The sequence below is a fragment of the Bacillus sp. LNXM12-1 genome (assembly GCF_003004375.1).
In the GTDB taxonomy this organism is placed as follows: domain Bacteria; phylum Bacillota; class Bacilli; order Bacillales; family Bacillaceae; genus Bacillus.
Genome location: NZ_PVWX01000001.1, coordinates 599,913 through 625,490 on the forward strand (window position 1 = coordinate 599,913; position 25,578 = coordinate 625,490).

Annotated in this window: 36 protein-coding genes; 9 read left to right on the forward strand and 27 right to left on the reverse strand. The window is 40.9% G+C overall.

The window, feature by feature from the left end; all coding sequences use genetic code 11:
* Window positions 1-23 precede the first annotated feature (23 nt).
* The 5 genes from C6Y07_RS02995 to C6Y07_RS03015 all read right to left on the reverse strand — a co-directional run bounded on the left by C6Y07_RS02995 (window position 24) and on the right by C6Y07_RS03015 (window position 2,933).
* Window positions 24-854: a M15 family metallopeptidase gene (locus tag C6Y07_RS02995; RefSeq protein WP_060596558.1), complete on the reverse strand. Its 831-nt coding sequence runs from the start codon at window positions 852-854 to the stop codon at window positions 24-26.
* A 69-nt stretch (window positions 855-923) separates the two neighbouring features.
* On the reverse strand, window positions 924-1,619 hold the full coding sequence (gene deoD / locus C6Y07_RS03000) for a purine-nucleoside phosphorylase (RefSeq protein ID WP_060596559.1): 696 nt from the start codon (window positions 1,617-1,619) through the stop codon (window positions 924-926).
* Between the two features lie 112 nt (window positions 1,620-1,731).
* The gene (locus C6Y07_RS03005; RefSeq protein ID WP_060596560.1) at window positions 1,732-2,049 is read right to left on the reverse strand and encodes a YodL domain-containing protein; all 318 of its coding nucleotides are present in this window, start codon (window positions 2,047-2,049) and stop codon (window positions 1,732-1,734) included.
* 54 nt (window positions 2,050-2,103) lie between these two features.
* Window positions 2,104-2,712: a phosphatase PAP2 family protein gene (locus C6Y07_RS03010; protein WP_034660950.1), complete on the reverse strand. Its 609-nt coding sequence runs from the start codon at window positions 2,710-2,712 to the stop codon at window positions 2,104-2,106.
* Between the two features lie 50 nt (window positions 2,713-2,762).
* Complete coding sequence (locus C6Y07_RS03015) at window positions 2,763-2,933, reverse strand: YozD family protein (protein WP_066030762.1); 171 nt, start codon at window positions 2,931-2,933, stop codon at window positions 2,763-2,765.
* Window positions 2,934-3,052: 119 nt separating this feature from the next.
* Between C6Y07_RS03015 and C6Y07_RS19195 the strand changes: the two genes are divergently transcribed.
* Window positions 3,053-3,187 carry a hypothetical protein gene (locus C6Y07_RS19195; RefSeq protein WP_258182067.1) on the forward strand — a complete coding sequence of 45 codons (135 nt, stop codon included), beginning with the start codon at window positions 3,053-3,055 and terminating at the stop codon, window positions 3,185-3,187.
* Here C6Y07_RS19195 and C6Y07_RS03020 read toward each other — a convergent pair.
* From C6Y07_RS03020 to cgeC, 7 genes are all read right to left on the reverse strand, one after another.
* Window positions 3,184-3,864, reverse strand: coding sequence for a hypothetical protein (locus C6Y07_RS03020; RefSeq protein WP_012010279.1), 681 nt, complete (start codon window positions 3,862-3,864; stop codon window positions 3,184-3,186). The genes C6Y07_RS19195 and C6Y07_RS03020 overlap by 4 nt on opposite strands.
* Window positions 3,865-4,009: 145 nt before the next feature.
* Window positions 4,010-4,234 (reverse strand): YozE family protein, encoded by a 225-nt coding sequence (locus C6Y07_RS03025; protein WP_003215834.1) that lies wholly within the window; start codon window positions 4,232-4,234, stop codon window positions 4,010-4,012.
* A gap of 79 nt (window positions 4,235-4,313) precedes the next feature.
* Complete coding sequence (locus C6Y07_RS03030) at window positions 4,314-4,595, reverse strand: YokU family protein (RefSeq protein WP_080869528.1); 282 nt, start codon at window positions 4,593-4,595, stop codon at window positions 4,314-4,316.
* A 2-nt stretch (window positions 4,596-4,597) separates the two neighbouring features.
* Window positions 4,598-5,998, reverse strand: a complete 1,401-nt coding sequence (gene kamA, locus C6Y07_RS03035; RefSeq protein ID WP_034660953.1) for a lysine 2,3-aminomutase — start codon at window positions 5,996-5,998, stop codon at window positions 4,598-4,600.
* A 117-nt stretch (window positions 5,999-6,115) separates the two neighbouring features.
* Window positions 6,116-7,492, reverse strand: coding sequence for a sigma-54 interaction domain-containing protein (locus C6Y07_RS03040; protein ID WP_106047928.1), 1,377 nt, complete (start codon window positions 7,490-7,492; stop codon window positions 6,116-6,118).
* 158 nt (window positions 7,493-7,650) lie between these two features.
* Window positions 7,651-8,946, reverse strand: a complete 1,296-nt coding sequence (locus C6Y07_RS03045; RefSeq protein ID WP_106071655.1) for a glycosyltransferase family 2 protein — start codon at window positions 8,944-8,946, stop codon at window positions 7,651-7,653.
* A 17-nt stretch (window positions 8,947-8,963) separates the two neighbouring features.
* Complete coding sequence (gene cgeC / locus C6Y07_RS03050; protein ID WP_034660957.1) at window positions 8,964-9,284, reverse strand: spore maturation protein CgeC; 321 nt, start codon at window positions 9,282-9,284, stop codon at window positions 8,964-8,966.
* Between the two features lie 207 nt (window positions 9,285-9,491).
* Here cgeC and C6Y07_RS03055 point away from each other — a divergent pair, with 207 nt between their 5' ends.
* Both C6Y07_RS03055 and C6Y07_RS03060 read left to right on the forward strand, forming a co-directional pair.
* Window positions 9,492-9,893, forward strand: a complete 402-nt coding sequence (locus tag C6Y07_RS03055; protein WP_034660958.1) for a hypothetical protein — start codon at window positions 9,492-9,494, stop codon at window positions 9,891-9,893.
* Between the two features lie 15 nt (window positions 9,894-9,908).
* Window positions 9,909-10,871, forward strand: coding sequence for a CgeB family protein (locus C6Y07_RS03060; protein WP_060596564.1), 963 nt, complete (start codon window positions 9,909-9,911; stop codon window positions 10,869-10,871).
* 28 nt (window positions 10,872-10,899) lie between these two features.
* Here C6Y07_RS03060 and C6Y07_RS03065 read toward each other — a convergent pair whose 3' ends face one another.
* Window positions 10,900-11,622 carry an acylneuraminate cytidylyltransferase family protein gene (locus C6Y07_RS03065; protein ID WP_066030758.1) on the reverse strand — a complete coding sequence of 241 codons (723 nt, stop codon included), beginning with the start codon at window positions 11,620-11,622 and terminating at the stop codon, window positions 10,900-10,902.
* 242 nt (window positions 11,623-11,864) lie between these two features.
* Between C6Y07_RS03065 and C6Y07_RS03070 the strand changes: the two genes are divergently transcribed.
* Entirely contained in the window at window positions 11,865-12,893 is a 1,029-nt protein-coding gene (locus C6Y07_RS03070) for an SDR family NAD(P)-dependent oxidoreductase (protein ID WP_034660963.1), read from the forward strand.
* A gap of 51 nt (window positions 12,894-12,944) precedes the next feature.
* On the opposite strand, the gene msrB is transcribed toward C6Y07_RS03070, so the two are convergent.
* The gene (msrB, locus tag C6Y07_RS03075; protein ID WP_060596568.1) at window positions 12,945-13,376 is read right to left on the reverse strand and encodes a peptide-methionine (R)-S-oxide reductase MsrB; all 432 of its coding nucleotides are present in this window, start codon (window positions 13,374-13,376) and stop codon (window positions 12,945-12,947) included.
* On the reverse strand, window positions 13,373-13,909 hold the full coding sequence (gene msrA / locus C6Y07_RS03080) for a peptide-methionine (S)-S-oxide reductase MsrA (protein WP_034660967.1): 537 nt from the start codon (window positions 13,907-13,909) through the stop codon (window positions 13,373-13,375). Before msrA ends, msrB begins: the two co-directional genes overlap by 4 nt.
* A gap of 137 nt (window positions 13,910-14,046) precedes the next feature.
* Between msrA and C6Y07_RS03085 the strand changes: the two genes are divergently transcribed.
* From C6Y07_RS03085 to C6Y07_RS03095, 3 genes are all read left to right on the forward strand, one after another.
* Entirely contained in the window at window positions 14,047-14,478 is a 432-nt protein-coding gene (locus C6Y07_RS03085; RefSeq protein WP_034660968.1) for a MarR family transcriptional regulator, read from the forward strand.
* Between the two features lie 54 nt (window positions 14,479-14,532).
* Window positions 14,533-14,793 (forward strand): hypothetical protein, encoded by a 261-nt coding sequence (locus C6Y07_RS03090; RefSeq protein WP_034660970.1) that lies wholly within the window; start codon window positions 14,533-14,535, stop codon window positions 14,791-14,793.
* A 69-nt stretch (window positions 14,794-14,862) separates the two neighbouring features.
* Window positions 14,863-15,579: a DUF4397 domain-containing protein gene (locus C6Y07_RS03095; protein WP_223251475.1), complete on the forward strand. Its 717-nt coding sequence runs from the start codon at window positions 14,863-14,865 to the stop codon at window positions 15,577-15,579.
* A gap of 31 nt (window positions 15,580-15,610) precedes the next feature.
* Here the strand turns inward: C6Y07_RS03095 and ypmT are convergent, their stop codons facing one another.
* The 7 genes from ypmT to ilvA form a co-directional block, all read right to left on the reverse strand.
* The gene (ypmT, locus tag C6Y07_RS03100) at window positions 15,611-15,808 is read right to left on the reverse strand and encodes a protein YpmT (protein WP_034660972.1); all 198 of its coding nucleotides are present in this window, start codon (window positions 15,806-15,808) and stop codon (window positions 15,611-15,613) included.
* Window positions 15,809-15,830: 22 nt separating this feature from the next.
* Window positions 15,831-16,397 carry a YpmS family protein gene (locus tag C6Y07_RS03105; RefSeq protein ID WP_034660973.1) on the reverse strand — a complete coding sequence of 189 codons (567 nt, stop codon included), beginning with the start codon at window positions 16,395-16,397 and terminating at the stop codon, window positions 15,831-15,833.
* Window positions 16,398-16,406: 9 nt separating this feature from the next.
* Window positions 16,407-17,168: an SGNH/GDSL hydrolase family protein gene (locus C6Y07_RS03110; RefSeq protein WP_223250486.1), complete on the reverse strand. Its 762-nt coding sequence runs from the start codon at window positions 17,166-17,168 to the stop codon at window positions 16,407-16,409.
* A 69-nt stretch (window positions 17,169-17,237) separates the two neighbouring features.
* Window positions 17,238-17,828 carry an SCO family protein gene (locus C6Y07_RS03115; protein ID WP_060596571.1) on the reverse strand — a complete coding sequence of 197 codons (591 nt, stop codon included), beginning with the start codon at window positions 17,826-17,828 and terminating at the stop codon, window positions 17,238-17,240.
* Window positions 17,829-17,851: 23 nt separating this feature from the next.
* Complete coding sequence (locus C6Y07_RS03120) at window positions 17,852-18,694, reverse strand: DegV family protein (RefSeq protein WP_034660975.1); 843 nt, start codon at window positions 18,692-18,694, stop codon at window positions 17,852-17,854.
* Between the two features lie 187 nt (window positions 18,695-18,881).
* Window positions 18,882-19,133: a YpmP family protein gene (locus C6Y07_RS03125; protein WP_034660976.1), complete on the reverse strand. Its 252-nt coding sequence runs from the start codon at window positions 19,131-19,133 to the stop codon at window positions 18,882-18,884.
* A gap of 36 nt (window positions 19,134-19,169) precedes the next feature.
* Window positions 19,170-20,438, reverse strand: a complete 1,269-nt coding sequence (gene ilvA, locus C6Y07_RS03130) for a threonine ammonia-lyase IlvA (RefSeq protein WP_060596699.1) — start codon at window positions 20,436-20,438, stop codon at window positions 19,170-19,172.
* A gap of 181 nt (window positions 20,439-20,619) precedes the next feature.
* Between ilvA and C6Y07_RS03135 the strand changes: the two genes are divergently transcribed.
* Both C6Y07_RS03135 and trhA read left to right on the forward strand, forming a co-directional pair.
* The gene (locus C6Y07_RS03135; RefSeq protein ID WP_106037322.1) at window positions 20,620-21,588 is read left to right on the forward strand and encodes a sigma 54-interacting transcriptional regulator; all 969 of its coding nucleotides are present in this window, start codon (window positions 20,620-20,622) and stop codon (window positions 21,586-21,588) included.
* A gap of 14 nt (window positions 21,589-21,602) precedes the next feature.
* Complete coding sequence (trhA, locus tag C6Y07_RS03140) at window positions 21,603-22,241, forward strand: PAQR family membrane homeostasis protein TrhA (protein ID WP_060596575.1); 639 nt, start codon at window positions 21,603-21,605, stop codon at window positions 22,239-22,241.
* Window positions 22,242-22,276: 35 nt separating this feature from the next.
* Here the strand turns inward: trhA and C6Y07_RS03145 are convergent, their stop codons facing one another.
* From C6Y07_RS03145 to C6Y07_RS03165, 5 genes are all read right to left on the reverse strand, one after another.
* Window positions 22,277-22,900 (reverse strand): lysophospholipid acyltransferase family protein, encoded by a 624-nt coding sequence (locus C6Y07_RS03145; RefSeq protein ID WP_060596578.1) that lies wholly within the window; start codon window positions 22,898-22,900, stop codon window positions 22,277-22,279.
* Window positions 22,901-22,919: 19 nt separating this feature from the next.
* A complete protein-coding gene (gene folA / locus C6Y07_RS03150) occupies window positions 22,920-23,405 on the reverse strand; it encodes a type 3 dihydrofolate reductase (protein ID WP_060596580.1) in 486 nt (161 codons plus the stop codon).
* Window positions 23,402-24,196, reverse strand: coding sequence for a thymidylate synthase (locus C6Y07_RS03155; protein ID WP_066030754.1), 795 nt, complete (start codon window positions 24,194-24,196; stop codon window positions 23,402-23,404). The genes folA and C6Y07_RS03155 overlap by 4 nt, the downstream gene beginning before the upstream one ends.
* Before the next feature lie 103 nt (window positions 24,197-24,299).
* Complete coding sequence (locus C6Y07_RS03160) at window positions 24,300-24,827, reverse strand: phosphatidylglycerophosphatase A family protein (protein WP_034660983.1); 528 nt, start codon at window positions 24,825-24,827, stop codon at window positions 24,300-24,302.
* Between the two features lie 18 nt (window positions 24,828-24,845).
* Window positions 24,846-25,463 carry a YpjP family protein gene (locus tag C6Y07_RS03165; protein ID WP_060596585.1) on the reverse strand — a complete coding sequence of 206 codons (618 nt, stop codon included), beginning with the start codon at window positions 25,461-25,463 and terminating at the stop codon, window positions 24,846-24,848.
* Between the last annotated feature and the right edge of the window lie 115 nt (window positions 25,464-25,578).

Sequence of the window (25,578 nt, forward strand, 5' to 3'; positions counted from 1 at the left end):
AGCTGGGAGGCCTTTTTATTTGATTAGATTTTCTTCACTTTGTTCATGTACTCTTCAAATGTTAAATCGTGATCATGCATCGCTTTTGCTGCTTCTTTTCCAACATAGCGCAGATGCCACGGTTCATATTCATATTTTGTAATATCTTCTTTTCCTTTTGGATAACGAATGATAAAACCATATTTATAGGCGTTTTTAGCCACCCATTTGCCATCAGGTGTTTCACCAAACTTTTCAGAGATGTCAAAGCCGGCACTTTTTGAGGAAATGTCCATGGCAAGACCTGTTTGATGTTCACTTTCGCCTGGTAAAGCTACTGCTTCCTGCGCTTTGTCTTTGCCTTTTAATTTGACTTCACTATCAAAAATGACTTTTTGACGGTCATAGGAGCGATAGCCAGATACTGCAGCCAGCTCGAAGTTTTTCTTTTTCGCATCTTTGAATAACTTCTCAAGTGCTTCCGCTGCTTCTTTACGAATATATCGTTTTTCAATATCCTCTGAAAAAGAGAATTCTACTTTTGGTACAACGAGATCAGAAGGTTTATAGGTTCCTGGTAATGCGTATTCTTTGTTGACAAGAGCTAGCACGTTTGCAGGATTTTGAATGGTTTTCAACCCACTTACCACCTTGATGTCATTGAAATATTCACTCTTTAATGTCAGCTCTTGATCCGATGAATCTGCTGTATTGTTTGAGTTTTGCTGGGTAGATGAATTTGCTGCGCTCTTTTGTTCGTTTGTTTTGTTCGATTCAGATGTACCGCTTTTTTGATCCAGCAACTGGCAGCCCGATAGTGCGGCTGTCAAACCAAGAATCGATGCGATTGAGAGTATTTTATAGCTTTTCTTCATGACATACCTTCCTTTTGCTCTTCTAAAAAAAATAAAGATGCGCTACATCGTAGCACACCCTTTATACTATTATAAAAGAGAGTCTAGTGCAATTAAGATCATTTCGTCAAATGTCGTTTGACGCTCTTCAGCCGTCGTTTCTTCTCCTGTGAGAACATGATCACTCACTGTCAGAATGGATAACGCTTTTCGATCAAATTTTGCTGCAAGCGAATAAAGAGCTGTTGTCTCCATTTCAATCGCTAGGATACCGTATTGAGCCATGAGTTCAAGTGGTTTTTCATTGTAAAATTGGTCTGCTGTAAATACATTACCGACACGTACAGCGACATTTTTTGCTTCTGCTGTATCGTAGGCTTTCTTAAGCAGTCCAAAATCAGCGCAAGGTGCGTAATCAATCGGTCCAAACGCCACACGATTCATTTGTGAGTCTGTTGAAGATGTTTGAGCTAAAATGACATCACGCACGTTGACATCCCTTTTGATAGCCCCGCAAGATCCGACGCGGATTAAGTTTTGAACATCATAGCTTTGAATGAGTTCATTCACATAAATCGAAATAGAAGGTACGCCCATTCCGGTACCTTGTACAGAAACGCGCTTTCCTTTGTAGGTTCCAGTATAACCATACATTCCGCGCACTTCGTTATAGCATTCGACATCTTCTAAATATGTATCTGCAATATATTTCGCACGAAGCGGGTCGCCTGGCAGCAATACCGTTTCTGCAATTTGTCCTTTTTCTGCTCCAATATGTACACTCATTTTTTAGCCTCCACTTACGTTTACTATGTGATTTATCCTATTTAGTATAAACGATTGAGCCTAAAAAAGAAAATACCAGCTGAAGCTCAAGCTGGCATCGTCAATCATCTATTTAACTTATCGTTATCAGTCGTTCACTGCGTTTCCATCCTGCCGGAAAAAGCTGATAATAGCACTTTCCTTTCTTCTTATCATCAATCACAACAATATCACCTGTTGTCATAAACCGTGCATTGTAATCATTAGGGACTGTATCATGTACATTAAATGTCGAGAATGCTTTTTCCAGAACATCCAGGTGTGTTCTGCCGCCAATCTTTGTCCGGTACACAGGCTGATGCCCGCTTGCAGCGCCATATTCAGGTGTCTGATAAATGGTTAAGTGAAATGCTGAAGGTTTCTTTTGAAAAAATCTCAACGTCAATTGCATTCAAATCCCTCCCCTTTTATATAAAATTGGCTGGGGTCTGTCAATTTCCTTCTTCTATTTTTGTCGAATGACAGACAATTTTTCGTCAATCTTTTTACAAATGAGAAATAAAGCAAGTCCTATCGCAAAACCGCCTGCAACATCTGTCAAATAATGAACACCGATATACATTCGGCTGATCCCAATCAAAAGAACACAGAACCCCGTGATCAAGTAGACGATTTTTTGTCTTTCTTTCAGCCATGGAATCATTTCAACTAATAGATAAGCTATAAAAGGATAGATTGTGGCTGCATTCATCGAATGTCCGCTCGGAAAGCTGTAATACGTTTCATTGACAAGATGATCAAAGGCCGGTCGCTCTCTAGCAAACAGTCCCTTTAGTTCATGATTGATGGTTTTTTCTGTGAGATATAATAGAAAAAGCATCATGATAGAGTAATAGCGCTTATACATGAATAGTACGACACTAAAAATGAGCATGATTGGGACGAGCAGCGCACTAATGCCAAAGTCCGTCAAAGTCAGCATGACATCATTTAAAAAAGGGAGTCTGATGCTCTCAAACCATAAGATGATCTGGTTGTCCAATTCTTGACCCGCACCAGATACCATGAGCGCAGCAATGGCGCCAAATAAAATCAAAAGAAATAGGATATACACGCGAAAGATTCTCCTCCCTCTCTCTTCAGAATCTCTTCAAAGTATAGTGCCTACCACGCCTCTTCTTCAACTATCATTGCTTTTTTCAGCATATATTCAAACGTAATGTCAGCCAGCTCAAACGTTTCCAGCTCAGCAGGTATGTACCCTCTTTTGACCAGCTCCATGTAGAAGAATTCCGCAATTTCCTCTGTATCAATCACCAAATCTGCTTCTTTCATTACATTCCGCCTCCTTTTTTATGATGTATGAACGACGCCTGTTTTTTATTACAGTTTGTCATAATGGCTCATTCCATACATATAAATGCAGTAAACAAAAAGAAAAGGGGTTTGAGGCAATGAAATGGTTAAGCATATTAGATGGAGAAACGTTTGATCAGGTGATGGGCCGTATCTTGAGGGGATGGTTTTATGTGATTGTTTTTTTCTGTGTGCCTTATTTTTTATTCGTGTTAGGACAAGTCTTTCTTTAACCAAAATGCTCGTGTAAACTTTCCAATATAAAATCCATCATATCTTTGTATTCTGGATCTTCGAAAAATTCGTAGAGAATTTTATAGTCATTATATATATCAAGAAGCTCATCCACTATAGATACAGCGAGGAATTCTAGTGAAGCTTCGCTTTCTTGTTTCTCTTCTAATTGTAATAGAGCCGTTTGAACCATATCTTCTTCCATTTCTTTTGAGGTTTCACCGACGTAATGCACAAAAAGAAGCTGATGAACGAACTGGTCCATCTCATACTTCCTCAGGACAAGCGTTAAGTCTTCCTCTTCTGTTTCCAGCCACTCTCCGTCCTTTAGCCTCGTGAGTTCGTAAATGACATCTTCCCAGCCGTCATCAAGGTATCGCCATATTTCAGTCCGATGGCCAATAATTTTAAATAGCTCTTTTCCGTAATCTTTTACATATACAACATCGCCAATGAGGAACTCATATTCAATGTCCAGCTTTTCTGTATCCACAATCACCCCGTCGTACTCATCGTAAAGCTGAAGTGATGTTTCAAAATAAAGCACCTCATTATGATTGACCTCATACAAATAGTGCTGGTCAATTTGATGGACTTTTGTAATCGTTCCGACTGTGCCGTACATGACAACGACGACAATATCCCCTACTTGATATTTTGGTGCTTTCGCCTTCATTCTGTCTCCCCCTTGCCCGACTTTTGGTCTTAACGTATCGTATGCCGGCGCAAGGAATTCTGCATGGGCAACCACACCATGCAAAACGCCATTTTATTTCTCATAAAAAAAACCGCTTCTCCCATCTGGAACAAGCGGTTGTTTGTTATTTTTTTTTGACTTCTACTTCATATTGCTCAAACGCTTCGTCAAATGTTGTCATTGAGCTCAAATAATCGCCATTTAATTCTAAATAGGCACACAGCTCATGATAATCAGTGGACGCTTTCGGGAAGCTGTGATCCTCATAAGCAGCATTTGCAAAATGGCTGATTTCATCTTTCGGTTTTGGATGTCTGTACTTCATTAAATAATGGTAAAACGACTTCACCTGTTTTTCCCTCCGCGACACTCTATTTTGTTGTTATATTATACAGCAATTTGATGACTTGTATAGGCGGAGGTACAACTTATGATGAAAAGTCAAAGTAATTTCGCTTTAATAACCGCTCCATGCTCATTAATTCTTCGTATGAAATTTTTTCTGGAAGTTTTGTCTGATCCACTAAAATTAATTGATCTTCTATCTCTTTGACCGTCTCATCCTTTTGATATAACATGCCGCAGTGCGTGCAGGAAATGGACGGTGTTTCGATGATTTCAATTGATTGTGTGCCAGTGATCAGTTCCCAATAGACTGTTGTCTGCTCTGCGTTTGCTTTGTTTTCCTCACACCAATCACATGTCAGCAAGGTCATTTCTCCTCCTTTACAGTTTGATCTTTTTTGAGCTGTGCTTGATATTTTTTCTCTTTTAATTCATCTCGTTTTTCACGTTTGTTTTTGAGTGTGTCATGCTCAGGATTTGTCTCATATGCTTCTCTTCGTTTCATCCGGCTTAAATTCTCAGGCGTAAACGATTTCGCTTCATCCTGAAATAGTGCGGTAACACCAATTGCCGGTTCTTGTTTCTCTTCATAAATTTCATTAAAATACGCATCTGCCTGGCCTGCCACGTAATGCTCTGGTTCAGGGTAAGAGGTGATCACACCTTCAAAGTTACGAAGGACGACTTTGTCAGGGCTTTGCGATAATAAATAATTTGGCTGTAAGGCGATCTTTCCTCCGCCTCCTGGTGCATCTACAACAAAGCTTGGCACGGCATACCCGCTCGTATGCCCTCTTAAGCCTTCAATGATTTCAAGACCTTTTGATACTGGTGTTCTAAAGTGGCCAATCCCCTCAGATAAATCACATTGATAGATATAATAAGGTCTGACCCGTATCTTCACGAGATCGTGCATCAGCTTCTTCATAATCGGCACACTGTCGTTAATACCTGCAAGGATGACAGCCTGATTACCAACAGGGACGCCGGCATTCACAAGACGTTCGCACGCTTCTTTCGCTTCTTTCGTAATTTCAATGCTTGTATTGAAATGGGTATTCAGCCAAACCGGATGATATTTTTTCAAAATCTCGCACAGCTCATCTGTAATGCGCTGCGGAAAGACGACCGGCGCGCGGGTTCCTATCCGAATGATCTCAACGTGCGGAATGTCTCGTAAGTTTTTCAAAATGTATTCAAGCACTTGATCATTGATTAAGAGCCCATCTCCGCCGGAAATTAACACATCCCGCACCTCAGGTGTTTCTCTAATATATCCAATGGCAGCATCTAACTGCTTTTTTGGCACGCCCATACCGATCTGGCCGGAAAAACGTCTTCTCGTACAATAGCGGCAGTACATGGAGCACTGATTTGTTACAAGAAAGAGCACACGATCTGGGTACCGATGCGTTAACCCCGGGACAGGTGAGTCTTCATCTTCATGCAGCGGGTCTTCCAAGTCATATTTTGTTTTATGCAGCTCCTCAGCGATTGGCACAGATTGCATACGTACTGGGCATCTTGGATCGTCTGGATTCATCAGTGAGGCATAGTAGGGTGTAATGTTGAGTGGAATGGTTTTGGTGGAAATCTTCACCCCTTCTCTTTCCTCTTCTGTTAAGTTCACGATTTTCTCTAAATCTTCAAGCGTTTTCACGGTATGCGTCAGCTGCCAAATCCAGTCGTTCCACTTTTCCTCAGGTACATCCTTCCAAAGCTCAATGTCCTTCCAATGACGCGCCGGTTCATACAGTTTCTGATTCATATCCATTCCCCCTATCAGCATTCACCTTATACTATGCAAGTTATGTGCCAACATGGGAAAATGCCCCTATTCTTTACAAAAGGAGCTTTACCCGTGATATTCAATGGATGGTGGTGCCTATTTTTCGGCATCTGCATATTTCTTCAGTTTATACTGCAGCGTTTGTCGAGGGATTTTTAAGGCTGCGGCGGTTTTTTTAATATTGCCATGATGCTGATTTAAAGCTTCTTGAATCAAAGTTTGTTCAAATGAAGAAACCTGACTTTTTAAGGAGGCGTCGGGTGTTTCTTCCTCGAGCTTCTGCGTACGTAAATGAGCAGGAAGGTATGAAGGTGTGATGTCTTCCGCTTCCTTTGGCATCATCAATACGGCATGCTCAATGGTATGTTTTAATTCTCGAACGTTTCCCGGCCAGTGGTGAGCCATAAACAATTGTTCCGTTTCTTCAGAAAGGCGTTTGACGTTTTTTGAAAACTGCTGATGATAGGTTTGAATGAAATGGCGGGAAAGCAGCGGGATGTCTTGCTTTCTCTCACGAAGCGGCGGGATATGAAAAGATGACACATGCAGTCTATAAAATAAGTCTTCTCTTAAAATTTGCTTTTTCACTGCTTCAAATGGGTCCATATTGAGTGCAGTAATGAGTCTTACATCCACTTGAATCGCTTTTGCATCCCCAATGCGGCGCACAACACCATCCTCTAACACGCGTAATAATTTCGTCTGCAGCGTGAGCGGCATCGCTTGCAGTTCATCAAGAAAAAGCGTGCCTCCATCAGCCAATTCAAAGAGCCCCTTGCGATCAATTGCGCCCGTATAGCTCCCTTTGACAGATCCGAATAATAGGCTCTCAAGTAGCGATTCTGGAAGTGCTGCACAGTTTTGCGGAATGAACACTTGGTTTTTCCGGTCAGATTCATGAACAATGGCTTGAACGAGCACTTCTTTCCCTGTCCCTGTTTCCCCGTAGACAACAACTGATGACGGATAAGCAGCTGCTTTTTTTGCCTTTTCAAGCATTTCTTTTAAGAACGGATCATTTGTTAAAAATGAAGCAAAATCATGCATTTGTTCTGCCCCAGCCACATCGTGTATCCGTTTTTTCTGATCTAAACGATTTGAAAGGGCTGACAGCTTCGATACATCTTTTGCGACTTCGACCGCGCCTATTAACTTGCTTTCTTCAATAATGGGCAATGTCGTGTTGACGGTTTCAATTCTTTCTCCGTTTTTATTCAAATAGGTTTGCAGCGAATGATAAATGGGCTTCCCAGTTCTCAAAACATGCATAAGCGTACTTGTTTTTTCTGTTAAAGAGGGATACACCTCAAGGATGTACTTGCCAATCACCTCTTCTTTTTGTAAACAGTCAAACTTAGCGGCATTATGATTGTAAAAGATCGTCATGCCTTGATCATCTACAACATGAATGGCTTCATCAATGGCTTCTAAAATTAATTCAAACCAATCCGCTCTTTCGACAACTTTCCCCATTCTTTCCCCCTCACTTTCAGTGCCAAAAAACCGGCGTCTATTGCCGGATTTTCAGCGGCTTGATCATCTTCATCACACCTTCTCCTGTCCTTTCATGTTTCGCTTTTTCCTTGCAACTTCCTGCTTTTTTTGTCTATAGCGCCAAAAAAGCACCCCTCTTATGAGGAGTGCTTTCGCCCTGATGTTTGATAAAGAGACATATCGAATTCTTGCAGCGATTCCATATACAGCGGCACTATCGGCTTTCCTTCTTGAAATAACGTAAATTGGGAAGGGTATAAATTAATTGGCTGATGATAAAAAGCAAATCGCTTCACGACATCAGGATCAATACGGTAAAAGGTATGGTGCATCAGTAAATAGACATCTTGTTTCCATTTAAACAGCCGCCTGTTTGGCGGACTAAATACTGGAGAAACTTGAATCATGCCGCCATCTTCAAACATCTGAAGCCGTTCATTTGAAATCGTATAGATCTCCTTAGGGTGAAACTGAAAATATTGCACGTCACGTTTTGCAGCAAATCGCCTTTTTTTCTGATCTTCAATATAATAGAACGTTTTCCCATGATCTGCCGTGACAACTGTATAATTTGGTACTGCCAGCATGTCTTTCATCTCATATTTCATCGCACATAACGATGGCACCCGAATCGCGCGCCTGTTTTTTTCGTTCACCCAGCACCTTTCAATTTCATGAAGATTGCCGCCTGCGATTTGGTAGTAATCCCCTTCCTTTTCAATCACCGTTCCGTCAATGAGATCATACGGCATACTCGAAAACAGATGATGAAAGGAATGAGGGGTTTTATACGTTGTATCAAGTACATCTCTTAATGGAAAAAACGCGGCAAATTGATTCAGCCTCATCCAAAAAACAGAATCTGCATGATGCCAGTGTTTCGGCTCATCATCCCAATATTGCCCGTATTTTTCATGAATTAGCGGAAGCAAACGCCTTCTGTGCATGACCGAACAATGATCCACTTGAAAGGACGCATGCTCCAAGATTTGGTCTGCTTCACGGACAAAGCTCATGGTCTCAACTAAATGCTTATCAACATGCACGACCCGCTGCGAGGAATACACAATATCGATATGAGGATTCGACTGAAAAACATCCACCATTTTCTGCAAACGATCTTGATGATACACAGTATCATCTGTTAAATAACAAATGAGCTGACCTGTTATACGGGTTAGCGCTTCATTAATAAGCGTCGCATACCGAACGGTTAACAGCCGTTTTGCAGGATGAACCGTGCGTGAATACAGATGAATGCGTTCATCGTCTAAATAGGGCTGGATCTTTTGGAGGGTGCCTTGTTCTGAGCCATCATCCATAATCAGAAGCTCCCAATTTGAATACGTTTGTTCCACCATACTCTTTAGCACACGATCAATGAAATCAGGTTTATTGTAGCTTGTTAAAATTACCGATACTTTCATGATCATTATCCTTTTTAATTAGATTAAAAAGCCCCCCAGCTGACAATGTTCACGTAAGGAACATTCACTCTTAGCTGATTTGTCACGTTTTTAAAGACCGCTACTGTATCAAAGAGCTGCACAACAACTACGTTTTGAAGGACCTCTCCATTGACTAAATGAACACGTGGCAGCGGAATGCCAAGCTCAAGCCATGGACGAAGTAATTCTTTGATGTCTGACACACTCTCTTCCTCACTTTCTTCTAAAAGACGAAGAAGAAGTAAAATCAAGATGACTTCAAGTACTCCTTCTGCTTCTAGTAACTCTTCGTTCCAACCATTTAATAATTGTTCAAATTCCATTCATAATCCCTCTCTCTTCACATTTAATCTTTACTAGAGTATGAGAATCACTTCATTTAGCCTCAGCATTTGAAAACATTTTTAAAAATGTGTGAAGTAATTAAATGAAAAAAAGAACAAGGAATCAGCGTTCTGCTTATACCAAAAAAAGTGAACGGCATATACATAGGGGTGAGTTTGAATTGATGAAGAAAGGATGGGGAAAAAATGAGCGACAAGCGTGCCGAATTAAAAAAAGAACTATTGAAAGTGTTTTTCAAACCACTTACTCGTGCATTAACAGTTAATCTTGAAGAAGGAGGAGTTCAAATGGAAGAAAAATTGAACGATTTATTAAGTGAAGTGGCAGCTGAGGCATCACCTTCAGATTCTGCTACAACACTCGATGTATCTCAGCCAGCAAGATGGATTTTTGCAAGACTTGCACCAGGAACCGTCATCAGCATTGTCACTGACTCAGGAGACTTAATCGGGCCAGTTCAATTCGTAGCATTCAATGCTTTAACGGGTGTTGTATTTGTTACACAAGAAAGCTCAGTCACACCAACAGGCTCTGCAACGACTTTATTAGATGTAGATAAAGTTGAAAGTGTTACGTTCACATCTTAATGTGAGAGGGTCATCATGAAGCTTCTTTATATCAGCTCTGGCTACGGCGGAATCTATCACATGTTTGATCAATGGGTAGAAGAGAGCTTCATTGATTCCCCCTTTTCATGTGTGAAAATTGATCGAGAATCTCTACCCGCTCACATGCACAAAATCCGGACATTTTCTCCGGATTTTGTTTTGATGATGATCGGTGATCATGTTCCGAGCGAAGTGCTTCATCAATTCAAACAAGAAAAGATCCCGATCGTTTTGTGGATGACAGAAGATCCCTTTTATACAGATGTGTCAGCTGCTTGCACGCGTGATGCGCGGCTCATATTAACGATTGATGAAGGAGCTTTGCCATTTTACAAACAATTGGGCATAGGTCACACCCACTACTTTCCCATTCCGGCAAATACACGTGTTTTTCAAAAAAAACAATCGCCTGAAGAGATGTGCAACTATGACATTGCACTCGCCGGCTACCCTTACCCCAATCGCATCATCGCCATTGATACACTCTTACAACAGAACAAATGGCGGATTCTCGTTGCAGGTAAGGAATGGCATCGTCATTTAAATAAATCACGAAGACATTATCGAGATCTCACACTAGTGACCAATTGGCTGAGCCCTCAGCAAATGGCGGACATCTATCAGCAATCAGCGATTGTTCTGAACCCGCACAGGCCGGCTCAGTTTGCCTATAATAAAAACAAAGCCATGATTCAAAATGTAAGCCTGAACAACAGAGCGTTTGATATCGCTGCAGCTGGAAGCTTTCAATTGACGGATCTACAACCGCCGCAAGCTTTTTCAAGCTTCGTTTTTTATAAAGATGAGGACGATTTGCTGGAACAGGTTGAATATTATGGATCAAATCCCGAGAAAAGAAAAGCGATCGCACGAAACAATTACGAACAAGTCGTTTCCTGGAATACATTTGAGACATTTCCACACAGGCTTTATGAGATCGTAAAAAGCGCCCTATGACCGGGCGCTTTTCTCGTTGAAATTCATCTTATGCATAACCCTCCGCATCTCGGCGAGCCAATAAGACTTTCTCCGCTTTCTCAAGGTCTTCCTCCTGTTTCACCACGAGTGATTTTTGGCGATCCATGATATACGCTCCAACAGATCCTTCTAAAAAGGAATGAATGCATTCTTTTGCATATGGAACATGAAAAGCATACACTGCTCCATTTAAACGGCCATACGTATATGGCTGCTCATGCTTTGGCATGAAAAAGTAATGATTGTCCTTATATAAAGTTGCTTCATTATTCTCATGCAGTGTCCATGTTTCATTTGGGTTTTCTAGCGCCTCTGTAAAAGATGCCATGCAGTCATAACCCCCTTCTACTAAAAGCTGCAAGCACTTCTCAATATCTTCCGGCTCTCTTAAAGGAGACGATGGATGTAAATATAGAACAATATCAAAGGTCTTCCCCTCACGCTCTAAATAAGCAAGCGCATGCTTCACAGCTATGAGTGACGGTGTTTGTTCCGTTACATGCGTGTCTGGCAGTTCAATCACATGGGCTCCGTAGTGAGAAGAAATGATTTGAGTATTGACATCCTCTGTAGAGACGATGACTTCATCTAATTCAATCATTTGCAGTAACGGCTGAATGGTCCAATAGATGAGCGGCCGCTCCGCCAATACGCGAATGTGTTCATCATGCTGATCGCGCCTGCTTCTAAAAGCTGGTATCAAGGCTAAAATACGATTTCCCCTATACATGTATTCCCTTCTCCCCTCGCGCAAAGCTCTCTTCATTTTCACCGAGCTGATCGCAGTACTGAAGTGTTCAGGTCTCTCGTTTTTCTACTTGTTCTCTTATCTCTCCATATTCTATTAAGACGTCAAGCAGATGGTTATAATTTGTTCACCTAATTTATATAGAAAGTGGTTCTTTTCCTCAAACGGATACCGCTCTTTCACATATGATGCAAAGTAGAGAAATGAGAGTTGGGGGATTAGATATGTCCAAAAAGATAGAAACGAGTTTGAAGGCTTTTTTTCGTGACAAAACGATATTAGTCACAGGCGGTACGGGTTCGATCGGCCGTCAAATTGTGAAAAAATTAACATCATGCTCTCCAAAGAAGATTATCGTCTTCAGCAAAGATGACAGCAAACAATACATGATGAAAAATGAGTATGCAGATCATCCAGAAGTTGCATTCGCTTTAGGAGATGTACGAGATGCAAGCCGCGTGAGACAGCTCGTCAAAGGCGTTGATATCATCTTTCATGCAGCCGCCTTAAAACAAGTACCCACTTGTGAAGACAATCCGTTTGAAGCCGTACAAACAAATATTATCGGCGGACAGCACGTCATTGAGGCTGCAATCGAACATGAAGTCAGTCATGTTGTCAACATCTCAACTGACAAAGCAGTTTCTCCGACCAATGCCATGGGTGCAACAAAATTGATTTCAGAAAAACTATTTTTCCAAGCAAACGAAAGTATTCCGAATCAAAAAACGATGTTTTGCTCTGTGCGTTTTGGCAATGTGCTTGGATCAAGAGGTTCAGTCATTCCCATCATGCTCCAGCAGCTGTTAAATGAAAAACCTTTGACCGTAACTGACCCTAATATGACACGTTTTTTTATGTCCATCGAAGAAGCTGTCTCCCTCACACTTCAAGCAGCCATCATGATGAAAGGCGGCGAAACATTCATTCTCAAGATGGAGTCATTACAGCTTGCTGATCTCTTAAAAGCGTTTCATGAATATGCCACTCAAATCAATGTCGCACCCCCGGATATTCTCGTTGTTGGGAAAAGACCTGGAGAAAAGCTTCACGAAGAGCTCACATTTCAGCACGAAGCAGATGCACTATTTGAGCATGAACAATTTTATGCCATTTTACCAAGACCACAACTGCACGCTGACTTTCAAAAAGTCGACTTAACCAATTACACATCAAATGAAGCGCCTCTCATTACAAAAGAAAAGCTATTCCACATCATTGAACAATTACATCACACGCATCATAAAAAATAAAAAATCGTCACACGGAAGCAGATGCCTTCCATGTGACGATTTTTAAATAGATCAATCAAATAGATGTTTCAAATCCCCATAGCCTTCTTTTTCAAGATCATCTTTTGGGATAAACTTCAAAGCGGCTGAGTTAATACAATACCGAAGACCATTTGGTCCTGGACCATCAGGAAAGACATGACCTAGATGAGAATCAGCTGTTTTGCTGCGCACCTCTGTCCGCACCATCCCATGGCTCGTATCCACCTTCTCCGCTACTTCCTCATCTTCAAGCGGCTTTGTGAAACTCGGCCAGCCGCAATGGGCATCAAACTTATCTAAAGATGAAAAAAGCGGCTTGCCTGAAATGATATCCACATAAATGCCTTCTTCTTTGTGATCCCAGAATTCATTTTGAAATGGCGGCTCAGTGCCATTATTTTGCGTGACTTCGTACTGCATTCGGTTTAATTCTTTCAGACGCTTTTCTTTTTCGTTTGTCATGATTTATCACTCCAATGGGACTCAATAAAACCCGCTCTGCCCGAACCGACATGATATCGTTCGTAGTGCATTTTGTTCTTTTTATAATAATGCTGATGATATTCCTCTGCGGGATAAAAAGGACCAGCATCTAAAATTTCTGTCACAATTGGCTTTTGGAAAGTGCCGCTTTCGTTCAGCTTCTCTTTCGATGCTTCTGCAAGCTTTCTCTGCTCGTCATGATGAACATAAATACCTGTGCGGTAGGACTCTCCTCTATCACCAAATTGCCCTCCATCATCTGTTGGGTCTATTTGCTGCCAATACAGTTCTAATAGCTTTTCATACGGGAAAACGTCTGGATCAAACGTGATTTGAACCGCTTCTCTATGTCCCGTTGTATTTGTACATACTTCCTCATAGGTCGGATTCACTGTATGTCCGCCAGTATACCCTGATTCAACTTTGATAATGCCCGGCTGTTCATCAAAAGGTTTAACCATACACCAGAAGCAGCCTCCTGCAAATGTGGCTAATTCTTGTTTTTCAGACATATTAGTGCCCCCTTCATTTAAAAAATGGTATCATCATATTATAACATGATGAAAAATAATGAAAATGATACGACTTGTATACCTAAAATAAAAGAAAGCATTCTGTCGTATCTTAAAATATAATGGGGGTTTAATGATTGGAACAAAGAAAACAAATGATGTATGAAATGGATTCTTTACTGAGAACCGTATTTAAGCAGATCCGTTATGAGATTAACAGCCTGCTCGAAAACGAATTATCTCGGAATGAATTTCTCATTTTAAATCTGCTTCGTGAGCAAGGTGCAAAAAAAGTAACGGAATTTGCGTCCATTCTAGGGGTGTCAGCAAGCCATATCACAGCTGTGACCGACACACTCGTAGAAAAGGGCTGGATTACCCGTATCCGTTCTAAAGAGGATCGCCGCATCATCAAAATCCACTTAACCGATAAGGGTAAGGAAATTACTGAGCATTTTGAGAAAAAGAAAACAGAATACTTTATGGAGCGATTTGAGTCATTCGACGACGAAGAACTGAAAACAATGATCAAATTATTTAAAAAGCTGGATAAAAGTCAAAAGGATTAAGCATAGATTTTAGCGCTCTGGACATGCTACGGATAAAAAGAGGTGGAATGAACCATGACAAGCCCTTATCTTTGTCCAAACTGTAAAACAAACAGAACGCGCTTTAATCTGATTGAGCAGCTTTCAGAACCTGTGAAGCTGGATCCTGCGACCGGAGCAGTTGTCGAAAGATACGAAGGAGAGCAGCTTTCTCCTTTTCACGTGAGCTATCAAGGTCCTCAAATAAAAGTCCAGTGCGGCGTTTGTGGTTTAATTGAGGATGAAAAAACGTTCATTAAGCTAGCTGAATATCATCAATATTCTTCTCCTTCTTAACTTGCGGGCCTGACGGAAAACGTCAGGCTTTTTTCTATGCTTCTTTTGCCTATACAGATCGCCTTTTTCATGCATACGCTACAAAAAACACCATCGCATAAGAAAGTAGGGATTGATGACATGCAGCAGCTCTCTTATCATGACTTTCCATACCGTCCACTCGCTGCGGGCTTCGAGCACCCTCAAAGCAGCCCTTCATCCAAAGCCTTTATTCGGCTCTTTCACGCTGCACCAGATCTTAGTGAGCTCGCTGTATATGTGAATCGGAATGAGGTCTTGAAAAAAATGCCTTACAGTCATTTGACAGCTTATATGGAGTGGGATGAGGGAATTTATGAGATAGAAGTGTTCAAGCTGGCCACAAAAGAAAGAGTTCTTCATTCTTGCATGATGATTAAACGTAGCGAGATTTACACCCTATGTATCACAGGTGCTCATGCAGGTTTTGCGCTGCTGACAGAGCGGCAAGACCCTGTGATTCAACACGAGGACCTGTCAGCCCTTACATTTGTCCATCTGTCTCCAGACCTTCCTTCCATTGATATATATGAACGTGATCAAGGGGTGTTATCAAAGGAGCTTCATTATGTAAACAGCACTCACATTCATCATTTCTCCCCGAATAAATATCATTTTGAATTAAAAGCCGCCGGTACTCAAAGTGTACTGCTTGATATCCCAAAAGTTCATCTGCAAGCAAATCGCGCATACCTCATTCTGCTTCATGGCTTTGCTAACGGAGAGCCAGAGCTTATGGCGAAGGTGGTCTTGTCTCAGCAAATATAAAAAAGAGCCTTTCCTCAATGGAAAAGGCTCTTTACGAGACATCTTCAGCTTTTTCTTGCTTTTGAAAATCAAAAGCAAGAATCATGATACCTAGAAATAATGCACAATAGGCAATATTTAAGTAAAACTGATCGATATTTTCTGCTCTTAAATCAGTGGCAGCTGTAATGCCAAAGTACGCAGCAAATAAAAGCGACAGTAAACTAAAATATTGATAGACTCGCTTCATGATTTCACTCCTGACTCACTTTCTATTGCTTTGGATGATAATATGAGAACTCAATTTCATCGTTCTCTAGATCAATTTTGTTTGCTTTCACATACATATCATTCGTCAGTGGCATTTCTGAAAGGCGTACTTCAACCGTTTTTTGATCCGGTTTCACATGAACGAATTCTGGCAGTTCATAGAACTGGCCCATGTAACTTAAAACAAAACTAATCGGAATGCTCAATTGTCCAATTGAAAGGCCATCCACTTTCAACAGCACATCACCATTATCTTCGACAGTTGGCGTAAATGAGACGTTTGCATCAATAGTCGAAGAGAAAGCTTTAATTGCGCCTGTTACTTTCACATCTTGATCGATCGCCACATGAAAGTCTGGCATATCACTTGATCCTTGATTTTTCAAGTAATCATTGATAAAGCTGGTGAGCGATTCCTTTGAGCTAGATATATTAAAAGAATACTCGCTTTTTAATTCTTTAGTTGAAGCGGATTGACCGCCTGGCAGCATCATCAAAATACCGCAGGCAAGAACAATCAATAGATTGATTGCAAGTAAAATAAAAAATAAGCTTTTCCACTTTTTCATACGTTCACCCTATTCCTTCGGCAGTCCTTCTTTTTTCACTTTGGAGAATAAACGATTTGCCATAAGAGAGTACCCCTTTTGGTTTGGGTGGAAATCATCATCTGCCAGTAATTTTTCATCAGAATCTTCCTCAAATAAATCTGCTACATTGATCATATCAGCGTTGCCGTCTTTTTTCAGTTCCTTTTTGGCAGCGGCATTCCAATCTTTGACGACTTCATCAATATCTCGCAGCTCAGACAAACTGAACTTAAAGGGATTGTACATGCTGACATACATGATCTTCGCATGATCATTGTGCTTTCTCAATTGAGCAAGAATGGTTTTAAAGCGCTCCTCAAAAGGACCCTGCTCTTTTTGAAAAGGAGCAAACGTCAAATTGAGCACATTTTGATGGACAACATGCATTAAGTCATTGCCGCCGATCGTAAAGAAAATATAGTCAGCGTCTTTCAGTCCGTCTTGCACCTTTTTTTCTTTTAATCTTTTTAATAAATCTACCGTTCTACTGCCTTTAATGGCATAATTTTTTAATGTGACAGATTGCACGCCGTCCACCGCTTCTAACTTGTCACGGGTCATGCCTGCATATCCTTTTTTATGTTGATCTCCGATTCCTTCTGTTAAGGAATCTCCAACCGCTGCGATCGTAATATGTTCTTTTACGTCTTGTGTGTCTTCTAGTTTATCCTTTATGCCAGCCTCTTGCGCGGAACATGCAGAAAGAACAAAAGCTAGAGACATCACAATCAAAATCAAACGAGCCTTCAAACGATGATGTCCCTCCTTTTTCTGATTAAAAAAGTGTATCATGTTTTCGCTCATTTGAACATCCTTATGCTAGCTTCGATTCAGCGTTTTGATGTCCTTGATAATTTCATCATAAGGTGTATTTTGTACACCATCATAATTTTTCATCACTTTCCCTTCTTGATCAACTAGGAAAAACAATGACTGATGAATCACTTGGTCTTCATCTTCAGGTTTCTTCACAATGGTTTTAAAGCTCTTCATTGCGAATTTTTCGATTGCAGACTGTGAATAGCCAGTGAGAAAATCCCAATTTTTAAAGGACAATGGATATGCTTTTGCAAATTCTTTTAGCTTGTTCGGTGAGTCTACCTCCGGGTCCACGCTAAAGGAAATGATATGCGCATCCAACTTTTCTTCTTTTAACCGTTTTTGCAGCTCTGTCATATGAGCAGTCATCGGCGGACAGATCGTTTCACAGCTTGTGAAAATAAAATCTGCAACCCATATTTTCCCCTTCAAATCATCCAATGACACCTTTTGACCATCCTGATTTTCATACTCAAACGGCTGTATTTGATAATTTAACGCATCTTTGATTTGTCCATTTGAACATGAGACTAAAAGAAGCACGCTTATGATCATAAGCGTACCAAGTGAGGCTCCCCTTTTTTTAAGCATGGTACGTCCATCCCCTTTTTCAATCAATCGGTATAAAAAGTAAAGCCTATTGCGCCTTTTCCAGTGTGACACGAAATAATCGGTGTTGTGTAGGCGATGTCAACAAGTGCTTCAGGTGTGTGATCAAGCAGTGCTGATTTGAGCTTTTCAGCGAGTTCTAATGCATCTGCATGCGCTATCCCAATGGCTTGAACTGTTTTTCCTTTCACGGCCTGTACATACTGTTTGGTCAAATAGCGGACAAGCGCAGAATAGCTTCTCACATTCGCTTCCGGCGTGTATACCCCGTCTGTTAAGCTGGCAATTGGTTTGATGTGAAGAAGTGAGCCGATCAGCGCCTTTCCTCTTCCAATTCTTCCACCTTTCACGAGATTTTCTAATGTATCGATTGTGACAAATAGCTTTGTTTTAAGGCGGATTTTATCCATTTCTTTGATGATGTCTTCACGGCTTGCACCATTTTTTGCAAGCTCTGCTGCTTTGCTGACTTGAAACCCTAATCCATAGGAAATAAAATTTGAATCAATCACCGTGATGTTTCCGTCTACCATTTTCGAAGCGCTTTCAGCAGTTTGAACAGTTCCACTCATCCCACCCGTTAAATGGATACTAATGACTTCGCTTCCATCTGCCGTGAGCTTTTCATATAATTCGACGAATTGACCGATCGCAGGTTGAGACGTTTTCGGCAATTCCTCAGCGGCCTCCATTTTTTCAATAAATTCATCTGGCTGTATATTCACTCGGTCAATATAATCAACCCCAGAAATGGAGATATTGAGCGGAATCACGTGAATGGAAAGATCATTGATTTTTTCTTGCGGAAGGTCCACAGTTGAATCTGTTACAATTTTAATTTGTTTCACTATCGTCTCATCCTTGCTGTCTTAGTCTTTACTTATGATATTACCTTATTTCGTGCATACTTGAAAACAACTGTCATGACGTTTTTGAAATTGTCACATTTTCTTCTTTTCATGAAAAAAATCCTTGCCAAGCTGAGCAGCTGTCATTTCAAAACGGCCGCTCACTCCACTTGACAAAGATTTCTATTTACGCATTGTGTTTCAGTGTAGGCTCCTGATAGATCTGCTCATATGTGCTCCACTTGACGTTACGTTTCACATCCTCTCTGAAAGAGTACACAGCTCTCTTTCCTTTAGATACATAGACTTTTTTCAAGAAAGCTTCAAGTCTAAAGGTGAGCATGAAACCATACGTCTCATCTCCCTTTAGTACAGGGACTTCTGTTACCTTGATCTGAGCTCCATCCATCCGTCTAAAACATATTGTTTTGAGCAGCACAAACGATCAATCCTCTTTTCCAATGTTCTGTTACGCCTAAATAAATAGGTGGAATAAATCTTGATCTTTATTCACTTCAACATAATGGAATCCTTTTTTATTCATCCGTTCAATCAGCGCCGCATAGTCATCTCTTTCTTTCAATTCGATGCCAACAAGCGCGGGGCCTTTGCTTCGGTTATTCTTTTTCGTATATTCAAAGCGTGAAATATCATCATTTGGCCCTAATACTTCATCTAAAAATTCCCGAAGCGCTCCTGCTCTTTGCGGAAAATTGACAATGAAATAATGTTGAAGCCCTTCATAGATCATCGACCGTTCTTTGATTTCCTGCATTCTGCCAATGTCATTATTTCCTCCACTGACAATACAGACAACATTTTTCCCTTTAATCTCCTCGCGATGGGCATCCAGCGCTGCGATCGACAGTGCGCCTGCCGGCTCTGCTACAATCGCACATTGATTATACAGCTCTAAAATGGTTGTACATACTTTTCCTTCAGGTACAAGACTGATTTTATCGACAACGGACTGAAGCGATGTAAACGTCTTTTCGCCAATCCGCTGAACCGCTGCTCCGTCTACAAACTTATCAATTGAATCAAGTGTCACAACCTCGCCCTTTTCATGGGAAGCATGGAGTGAAGCTGCGCCAAGTGGTTCGACTGCAATGATTTCGGTTTCTGGGGCGATATTTTTGATATATGTACCAACCCCAGATAACAGACCTCCGCCTCCAACACTTGCAAATAAAAAGTGAGGCTCCACTTCGATATCATTTAATATTTCTACAGCAGTCGTTCCTTGTCCTGCCATCACATCCAAATCATCAAACGGATGGATAAACTCGCGCTTCTCTTCATCTCCGCATTTTACTGCTTCATGATATGAATCATCAAACGTATCTCCGGTTAAGATAATTTCAACATATTCTTTTCCAAAAAGCTCGACTTGAGATACTTTTTGTCTTGGTGTCGTGGCAGGCATAAAGATTTTCCCGTGGATCCCTAAATATTTACAAGAATATGCAACACCCTGCGCGTGATTTCCTGCACTTGCACAGACAATGCCGTTTTCTAGTTTATCTTTTGGAAGCTGGCTCATTTTATTAAAAGCGCCTCTTAATTTAAAGGAACGAACTACTTGAAGATCCTCTCTTTTTAAGTAGACATTACATTCATATCGTTCAGAAAGTCGCTCATTTTTTTGAAGAGGTGTATGAATCACTACATCCTTCAAATTTTGATGGGCCTTTAAAATGTCTTTCACTTGAATTAGCGTGTTTTCTTTGAGCAACGGTTTCATGTACAAGATCCTTTCTCTTTAACCTTATTTAATTTGTCATTATAACATGAATATTCAAAAAATAAACCAATAGATCATGGATCAAGCATAAATTTCATAAACTTTTTCGTTTTTCTGTACATTTGGTTTTATTGGGTGTTACAATTGAACCAATTAGAACCACAAAGAAAGGAATCACCCGATGACCACACATTCGTTTACGTCTATATATGGAGAGCATCAAGAAATTAAGCGTGCCATTCATCTGGCAAAGCAATTCACAAAACACGAGCAGCCGGTCTTGATAACAGGAGAAATTGGCACAGGCAAAACACTATTTGCCCAGGAAATTGCAAATGCAGCTGCTACAAACGCTTCACTGACACATCTATATTGCCCCATCTTAGATGAAGATACCTTACAGAAAGCCTTCACGGAAAAGACCAGTCAAATTCTTTATTTAGACGAAATCGCCGCATTAAATATTCCTATGCAGCATCAGGTCATTCGTTTTCTAGAAACCTCTCCTGCAACAAAAGTCATTGCCACTTCGTCTTTATCAATAGAGGCATTGAGGGTGTCATCTACCTTTTTACCTGAGCTGTTTTATCGCTTAAATGTTTTCCATTTGCCCCTCCCGTCATTAGCAGATCGAAAAACAGACATTCCTGTGTTAACAACTGCTTTCTTTCAGGAGCTGAGCATGACGCCTGATATTGATCCAAGTGTTTGGGAAACGTTGCAGGAGTATCCGTTTGAAGGAAACGTACAGGAACTCAAAAATATCGTTCATTATGCTGCAGTCATTCTCGAGGGGCAAACGGTTTTTTTACACCACTTACCGCCTTTTGTGTTAACACCTCTTTCGCCGGACGTAAAAGGAAAAAAGGAAGAACACCAGCTCACACTAATGGAAAAACAAGAGTTTGTTTTCCTGCTGGAAGCCATTAAATCTCTCAATGAGAAAGGAGAAGCAGCCAGCAGACGCATCTTGTCTGAATTAAGCAAACAAGGCGACATTCCGCTGACCCCTCAGCAGGTGAGGAGCCGATTAGATGATCTTGAGAAAAAAGCTTACGTGACGAAAGGAAAAGGCAGGGCCGGCACGAAGATTACACTTGAAGGTCTTTCATTCCTGAAGTCACTTGATGGTTATATACCGGTTCAATAAAAGGAGGCTATCCATTGTTTACTGTAAAAGAAGAAATTGCAAACGCCATTACACATGGCATTGGCGTTATTTTATCCATACCAGCCATTGTTTTTCTCGTTTTATTCGCTGTTCAATACGGCACTGTCACAGACATCATCAGCTTTTCGATATTTGGCTTATCCATGCTGCTGCTCTATTTAAGCTCGACCTTGCTTCATAGCATTCGGCACAAAAAAACAAAAGATGTATTTGAAATCCTCGACCACTCGGCTATTTATGTATTGATTGCTGGTACATATACGCCCTTTTTACTAGGACCATTAAAAGGCGCACTAGGCTATACGCTTCTTGCGATTGTATGGGCGCTCGCTGCTGGCGGAATTGTCTTTAAAATCTTTTTCGTCAAACGGTTTATCATTGTGTCCACCCTTGTTTATTTATTAATGGGCTGGATGATTATCATTGCCATCAAACCACTTTACATTGGGTTAACGGGCGCAGGATTTGGCCTCTTACTGTTAGGCGGTCTATTGTATTCAGTCGGAACCATCTTTTATATTTGGCGGAAAATTCCCTATCATCATGCCATTTGGCACAGCTTTGTACTCGGCGGCAGTGCATCGATGTTCTTCTGCATTCTCTTCTATTGTGTGAACATTCCTGCTGCATGAAAAAAACCAGCATCCACTTTCGGATGCTGGTTTTTCTATGCGCGCTTTTGGGCGTAATCACTCATCATGACAGGTGCTTTAATATGAATATCAACATTAACAGGGCGAAGCCTTTTGACGATCTTCCCAGTTAATAGACGATCCGTTCCACTTGTTTCAATCGGTACAAGCGGACAATCACAATCTTCAGCAAGTGCCTCTGCCATGTGACGCTTTGCTTCTGGAAGCAATACACTCTGCCCAGATAAGATTCTTTCCTTTGCTTCTTCTAATAAGGCATCATCAGATTGATTCTGATGAATAACCGCCATCTTCTTCAGCCATTGTTTTAAAATGGGATATCGAAAAAGATTCGGCTTTGCCATGAAAGCAAATGGCTTCTCAAGGTGACCAATCAATAATGTCGTCGTGACTGGATTCAGTGCCTGTGTGATATAAATAACGGGTCCATCTGGCAGCTTCTTTTGCTGGTGAATGGTCATGACTGATCCTGACTGATCAATACAGCCCCGGGCAAACCTTTTTGCATGCTCATGAATGAGATGCATTCGTTTCGTATAGGAAATGCGCGGATCAGTTAATTCATGAGCATGCAAATGCCTCATACTTTTAAAAAAGGATAGGGCAACATAAATCGTTAAAAACCAATAACGAAACAACCGTACTCCTCCTACTCATTTATCCTTTTTTGTCATATACGACAAATTCATAATTGTAGGGGTTCTTTTCGTCACGATGGCCTTTTTCGCGTGATACAACCGTCCATTCGTTTTCATTGTAATCAGGAAAGTAGCGGTCTCCTTCAAACGCATGGTGAATATGCGTGATATATAGACGATCCGCATATGGCATCATTTCTTCATACAGCTTAGACCCGCCGATGATAAATAACTCTGTCTCGTTCTCCCCGATTGCCAAAATATCAGCAATGGAATGGACAACCTCGCATCCTTCTGCTTCAAAAGAAGAACTTGTCGTCAAAACGATATTTCGGCGGTTAGGCAGCGCTCTTCCAATTGATTCAAACGTTTTTCTGCCCATGACAATCGTATGCCCGCCTGTGACTTTCTTAAAATACGCTAAATCAGCTGGTAAATGCCAAGGCATTTGATTATCTTGACCAATGACTCTGTCTTTTCCTGTCGCCACAATCATCGAAATCATACACTGACTTCTCCTTTGATATGCGGATGCGGGTCATAGTTCTCAAGCACAAAATCATCGAACGTGAAATCAAAAATGCTCTTCACATCTCTTGTAATGCGAAGCTGCGGAAGCGTGCGTTCCTCGCGCTCTAGCTGCATTTTCACCTGCGGAAGATGATTCTGATAAATATGAGCATCTCCTAGCGTATGAACAAACTCTCCTGGCTCAAGATGTGTAACTTTGGCAATCATCATCGTGAGAAGGGCATATGAAGCAATATTAAATGGCACGCCTAAAAAGATATCTGCCGATCTTTGATAAAGCTGGCAGGAAAGCTTCCCGTTTGATACGTAAAATTGAAACAGACAATGACATGGAGGCAGCGCCATTTGATCAATTTCACCCGGGTTCCAAGCGCTGACGATCAGTCTTCTTGAATTCGGATTATGCTCGATATCGTGGATCAGCTTTGTGATCTGATCCACAGTCTCACCGTCCCCACTAGCCCAAGATCGCCACTGCGCTCCGTACACACGGCCCAGTTCGCCATTTTCATCTGCCCATTCGTTCCAAATCCGGACGCCATTTTCCTGAAGATATTTGACATTTGTATCACCTTTTAAAAACCACAGTAACTCATGAATAATTGATTTCAGGTGCAATTTCTTTGTTGTTAAAAGCGGAAATCCTTCCTGCAAATCAAATCTCATCTGGTAACCGAACGTGCTGATTGTACCTGTTCCCGTTCTGTCACCTTTTTCATCCCCGTGCTGTAATACATGACGGCATAACTCTTTGTATTGTTTCATTTTTTTCATCCTTTATTTATGTTCTTGTTGTAGTTTACCTTATTTCTGCTTTTGTTTAAACCAAAAAAACATGCCTGCATGATGAGCAGACATGTTTTTCTTTTTATACTTGATTCACTCGATCCTGCTCTTCGTCCTTAATATCTTGGTGTGAGTGAGCAATACGGCTAGCTGCTGCTGCGGCAAGCGCGGCGACAAGGTCATCAAGGAAGGTATGCACTTCACCTGGACGACCTTCATCTAATTCTCGAATAATACCGAATTTCTCTTTATCTAAATAACCGAAGTTTGTCAAACCGATTGATCCATATACATTGACAATGGAAAGCGGAATAATTTCATCAATACCATATAGCGGCTCGTCTGTTTCAACTAAGTGCTGCAATGGTTCTGGCAATAGCTTTTTTTCAGCCAGCTGATCAAGGGCAAGTCCTGTTAAAACCGCATGGACAATTTCCCTTTTATTCAACACTTTTTCAACATTTTCAATACAGACACTAAGTGGAAGGTTTGGATGATATTTTTCTTGAAGCTTTAGCACAATATGTGCAATATCTTCAATTTTCACTCCACGTTCGTTTAACATTTGTTTTGTAATCTGCACCATTTCGTTCATTGTATACTTTTTCAATTGGCATGACATCTCCTTCTAGTGGCTCATCCAGCTCGGTGGGGTGTTTTTGTCCCAGTAAATATTACCGAGTTCATGATGCGTCTGGAATCCATCTTCTGCTGTATGGTAGTGAAAGTTAAACCAATATCCGCTGTGTGGCGGCTGATCTCTTCTCACATGAAAACGGAGCAAATCTTCTCCAGTCTTTCGGTTGTAGATGTGGAAGATTTTTTCGCCATTTCCGCTTGAAGGCTGATCAGTTAACACAACATCTTGAAATTTTTCGTCATCTTTGAAATTTGTTAAAACATCGGTTAACACTTGTTCAATTTTCGGTTGAATCTCTTCTCTGTACTCGTCTTCAATGACAGGTGTGATTTTACGGCCGAATTTGAGAAAGGATTGATTTTCTGCACTTGATAGAACCTCCTCCTTATATTGCTCAAAGGGGTCTACCTGCTCTTTGTTGTCCTCTTGCGATAGTTCCCAGCTGCGCAATTCATCTGATGTATCATAAACCGCTGTATAAGGCGTTTTATCAGATGAAGAAAGTTCAGATGGCTTGTCTGTCATCAAAGCCGACGGAGGAGAGATTAAACCAAAAGTTGCAATTGTAAAGAGCGCAACAAGCGTTTTTCTCATCCACATCTTCATGATATCTAATTCCTTCCATAAGTTATCATACTGCTATTCTAGCATATAATGAATTTTCAGTCATTCAATTTGGTCACTGATTTGAGACTTTCTTTTTTATAATAAAACGTTTACA

What these genes read in the sequence shown, in the direction of transcription:
- C6Y07_RS02995 (WP_060596558.1), bottom strand. Translation starts at nt 854, where the DNA reads ATGAAGAAAAGCTATAAAATACTCTCAATCGCATCGATTCTTGGTTTG.
- deoD (WP_060596559.1), bottom strand. Translation starts at nt 1,619, where the DNA reads ATGAGTGTACATATTGGAGCAGAAAAAGGACAAATTGCAGAAACGGTA.
- C6Y07_RS03005 (WP_060596560.1), bottom strand. Translation starts at nt 2,049, where the DNA reads ATGCAATTGACGTTGAGATTTTTTCAAAAGAAACCTTCAGCATTTCAC.
- C6Y07_RS03015 (WP_066030762.1), bottom strand. Translation starts at nt 2,933, where the DNA reads ATGAAAGAAGCAGATTTGGTGATTGATACAGAGGAAATTGCGGAATTC.
- C6Y07_RS19195 (WP_258182067.1), top strand. Translation starts at nt 3,053, where the DNA reads ATGAAATGGTTAAGCATATTAGATGGAGAAACGTTTGATCAGGTGATG.
- C6Y07_RS03020 (WP_012010279.1), bottom strand. Translation starts at nt 3,864, where the DNA reads ATGAAGGCGAAAGCACCAAAATATCAAGTAGGGGATATTGTCGTCGTT.
- kamA (WP_034660953.1), bottom strand. Translation starts at nt 5,998, where the DNA reads ATGAATCAGAAACTGTATGAACCGGCGCGTCATTGGAAGGACATTGAG.
- C6Y07_RS03040 (WP_106047928.1), bottom strand. Translation starts at nt 7,492, where the DNA reads ATGGGGAAAGTTGTCGAAAGAGCGGATTGGTTTGAATTAATTTTAGAA.
- C6Y07_RS03045 (WP_106071655.1), bottom strand. Translation starts at nt 8,946, where the DNA reads ATGATCATGAAAGTATCGGTAATTTTAACAAGCTACAATAAACCTGAT.
- cgeC (WP_034660957.1), bottom strand. Translation starts at nt 9,284, where the DNA reads ATGGAATTTGAACAATTATTAAATGGTTGGAACGAAGAGTTACTAGAA.
- C6Y07_RS03055 (WP_034660958.1), top strand. Translation starts at nt 9,492, where the DNA reads ATGAGCGACAAGCGTGCCGAATTAAAAAAAGAACTATTGAAAGTGTTT.
- C6Y07_RS03060 (WP_060596564.1), top strand. Translation starts at nt 9,909, where the DNA reads ATGAAGCTTCTTTATATCAGCTCTGGCTACGGCGGAATCTATCACATG.
- C6Y07_RS03065 (WP_066030758.1), bottom strand. Translation starts at nt 11,622, where the DNA reads ATGTATAGGGGAAATCGTATTTTAGCCTTGATACCAGCTTTTAGAAGC.
- C6Y07_RS03070 (WP_034660963.1), top strand. Translation starts at nt 11,865, where the DNA reads ATGTCCAAAAAGATAGAAACGAGTTTGAAGGCTTTTTTTCGTGACAAA.
- msrB (WP_060596568.1), bottom strand. Translation starts at nt 13,376, where the DNA reads ATGACAAACGAAAAAGAAAAGCGTCTGAAAGAATTAAACCGAATGCAG.
- msrA (WP_034660967.1), bottom strand. Translation starts at nt 13,909, where the DNA reads ATGTCTGAAAAACAAGAATTAGCCACATTTGCAGGAGGCTGCTTCTGG.
- C6Y07_RS03090 (WP_034660970.1), top strand. Translation starts at nt 14,533, where the DNA reads ATGACAAGCCCTTATCTTTGTCCAAACTGTAAAACAAACAGAACGCGC.
- C6Y07_RS03095 (WP_223251475.1), top strand. Translation starts at nt 14,863, where the DNA reads ATGCATACGCTACAAAAAACACCATCGCATAAGAAAGTAGGGATTGAT.
- ypmT (WP_034660972.1), bottom strand. Translation starts at nt 15,808, where the DNA reads ATGAAGCGAGTCTATCAATATTTTAGTTTACTGTCGCTTTTATTTGCT.
- C6Y07_RS03105 (WP_034660973.1), bottom strand. Translation starts at nt 16,397, where the DNA reads ATGAAAAAGTGGAAAAGCTTATTTTTTATTTTACTTGCAATCAATCTA.
- C6Y07_RS03115 (WP_060596571.1), bottom strand. Translation starts at nt 17,828, where the DNA reads ATGCTTAAAAAAAGGGGAGCCTCACTTGGTACGCTTATGATCATAAGC.
- ilvA (WP_060596699.1), bottom strand. Translation starts at nt 20,438, where the DNA reads ATGAAACCGTTGCTCAAAGAAAACACGCTAATTCAAGTGAAAGACATT.
- C6Y07_RS03135 (WP_106037322.1), top strand. Translation starts at nt 20,620, where the DNA reads ATGACCACACATTCGTTTACGTCTATATATGGAGAGCATCAAGAAATT.
- folA (WP_060596580.1), bottom strand. Translation starts at nt 23,405, where the DNA reads ATGATTTCGATGATTGTGGCGACAGGAAAAGACAGAGTCATTGGTCAA.
- C6Y07_RS03155 (WP_066030754.1), bottom strand. Translation starts at nt 24,196, where the DNA reads ATGAAACAATACAAAGAGTTATGCCGTCATGTATTACAGCACGGGGAT.
- C6Y07_RS03165 (WP_060596585.1), bottom strand. Translation starts at nt 25,463, where the DNA reads ATGAAGATGTGGATGAGAAAAACGCTTGTTGCGCTCTTTACAATTGCA.